We start from the raw sequence: 2,346 nt of genomic DNA on the forward strand, positions 1-2,346 counted from the left end.
AGCCCCACGCCCCGGGGGGCGCCGGGGGGGTGCTCTGGGGCCTCTACCCCGCCCGGGGGCGGCTGCCGCCCCCCCCCCCGCCCCCCGCCGCCCCGGAACCGCCCCCCGCCGTCCGGCCCGCCCCCCTCGCCGACCGCCCCGCACCCCGGCGCTGCCGCAGCCGCCGCGGCCGGGCGATGCTGCCGGCCCCCGCCCCGGCCGGCCACCGCCCCCGCCGGGCCGGCCGCCCCGGCCCGTACGACACCCACGTCCTGCCCGCCGGACGCCCGGCCCCGGTCCGCACCCCCGACCCGGACGCGCTGCCCGACCTGGCCGCCGAGTCCGGCCGCGGCCTGTTCCTGATCCACGCGCTCACCGACCACGTGCAGCTGCGCAACCACCCGCTGCGCGGCGCCATCGTCAGCTTCGACAAGATCCTCAAGTGGCAGGACGACGCGCTGCTCCAGGCGGCCTCCTGAACCGCCGCCCGGGCCCGGCCGCCGCCGGCCGGAGCGCCCGAATTGCCGCCTCCGCGGCCCCGGCGCAGCATGGGCCGCATGATGCACAGCATGCGCGCCGAGTACGGGCCCGGCGGCCCGGACGGCGGAGTGAAGACCTGGCACATCGTGCGCGGCGAGGAGGCGGTGGCCCTCTGCGGCCGCGAGCTGGACGCCGGGGCGCCGGGGCAGGACCCGAGCATGTGGGACCGCACCCCGCGCCTCAACTGCCACACCTGCGGCGCGATGTTCCTGCGCGAGTCGCCGTACGTGCCGGGCGAGCACGAATGACCCCGCTCCCCCGGCCGGCCCGGCCCGACGGTCCCTGAGCCGGAGCCGTGGAGCCCCTGGCGTCGCTGCGGGCGGCCGCCGCCCGGCTGCGGGCCGGCGACCCGCCGCTGGGGGAGCACGTCGAGCGGCTGTGCCGCAGTATCGAGCTGGTCGACCCGGGCCTGCGGGCCTTCGTGCCGGAGCCGGGGCGGCACGACCGGCTGGCCGCCGAGGCGGCGGAACTCGCCCGCCGCCACCCGGACCCGGCCGACCGCCCGCCGCTGTTCGGGGTGGCGGTCGGGGTGAAGGACGTGGTGCGGGTCGACGGGCTGCCGACCCACGCGGGATCCGCGCTGCCGCCCGGGGTGCTCGCCGGGCCCGAGGCCCCGCTGGTCGGCCGGCTGCGCTCCGCCGGGGCTCTGATCGCCGGCAAGACGGCGACCGCCGAGTTCGCCGTGCTGGCCCCCGGGCCCACCCGCAACCCGCACGACCCGACCCACACCCCGGGCGGTTCGAGCAGCGGTTCGGCGGCGGCCGTGGCCGCCGGCCTGGTGCCGCTGGCGATCGGCACCCAGACCATCGGCTCGGTGATCCGCCCGGCCGCCTACTGCGGGGTCGCGGGCTTCCGCCCCACCCTCGGCCGGATCCCGGCCGAGGGGGTCCTGCCGTACGCGCCGACGCTGGACACCGCCGGCTGCTTCGCCTCCGACGCCGCGGGCCTGGGCCTGGCCGCCGCCGTGCTCTGCGACGACTGGCGGCCGGTCGGGCCGGCCGGCGAACCGGTGCTCGGCGTCCCGGTCGGCGCCTACCCGGCCGAGGTCGGCCCCGAGGCGCTGGAGGCCTTCGAACGCACCGTCGCCGGACTCGGCCTGACGGTGCGCAGGCTGGACCCGTTCGGCGACTTCGCGGCCGTCGGCCACCAACTGCGGACGATCGCCCGGTACGAGCTGGCGCAGGTGCACGCCGAGCTGTTCGACCGCTTCGGGGGGCTCTACCGCCCCGAGACGGCGGCCGTGATCCGGCAGGGCCGGCGCATCGACCGGGCCGACTACACCGCCGCGCTCGCCGCCCGCGCCGACTTCCGCCGCCGGTTGGCGGAGCGCACCGCGGAGCTCGGCGTGGACGCCTGGGTGACGCCCGGCGCCACCGGCCCGGCCCCGCGCGGACTGGAGTCCACCGGCGATCCGGTGATGTCGCTGCCCTGGAGCCTGGCCGGCCTGCCCGCGGTGGGGCTGCCGGCCGGCTCCCTCGGCGGCCTCCCGCTGGGCCTCCAGCTCGTCGGGGCCGCGGGCGCGGACGAACTGCTGCTCGCGCACGCGGCCGTCGTCGAGCGCAGGCTCCGGGCCAAGCCCCAGGACGTGCCCTCAAGGCGTACGGATGCCACATAGGGGCGCGGGGAACTGTGCAGTCCGGGAGTGGTGCTGCTGACGAATCCGGCGCACCCCTGGTCCGCACGGTGGCCCGCATCCGATTTGCGCTGTTCTCCCCCGGCCTTCGGCCGGGAGGTGCCCCACGCGCCCCTGAATCGACCACCCGAGTGCCCTGTGAAGACAGCTCCTGGGCGGGTACGGCGACGGCGGGCGGCCCCGTGGGACCGCCC

At 79.1% G+C, this 2,346-nt stretch carries 3 protein-coding genes; all 3 read left to right on the forward strand.

Features of this window, described 5'->3' with window-relative positions; all coding sequences use genetic code 11:
• The first annotated feature begins 29 nt into the window (after nucleotides 1–29).
• The 3 genes from ACFV0G_RS34660 to ACFV0G_RS34670 all read left to right on the forward strand — a co-directional run bounded on the left by ACFV0G_RS34660 (nucleotide 30) and on the right by ACFV0G_RS34670 (nucleotide 2,134).
• Nucleotides 30–458 (forward strand): hypothetical protein, encoded by a 429-nt coding sequence (locus ACFV0G_RS34660; RefSeq protein WP_380556560.1) that lies wholly within the window; start codon nucleotides 30–32, stop codon nucleotides 456–458.
• Nucleotides 459–536: 78 nt separating this feature from the next.
• On the forward strand, nucleotides 537–767 hold the full coding sequence (locus tag ACFV0G_RS34665; protein ID WP_380556556.1) for a hypothetical protein: 231 nt from the start codon (nucleotides 537–539) through the stop codon (nucleotides 765–767).
• A gap of 47 nt (nucleotides 768–814) precedes the next feature.
• A complete protein-coding gene (locus ACFV0G_RS34670) occupies nucleotides 815–2,134 on the forward strand; it encodes an amidase family protein (RefSeq protein ID WP_380556558.1) in 1,320 nt (439 codons plus the stop codon).
• Nucleotides 2,135–2,346: the final 212 nt, after the last annotated feature.

Origin of the sequence: Kitasatospora sp. NPDC059571 (assembly GCF_042735675.1) — a bacterium.
Lineage (GTDB): Bacteria > Actinomycetota > Actinomycetes > Streptomycetales > Streptomycetaceae > Kitasatospora.

Coding starts and splice junctions, on each gene's coding strand:
- ACFV0G_RS34665 (WP_380556556.1), top strand. CDS start 537: ATGATGCACAGCATGCGCGCCGAGTACGGGCCCGGCGGCCCGGACGGC.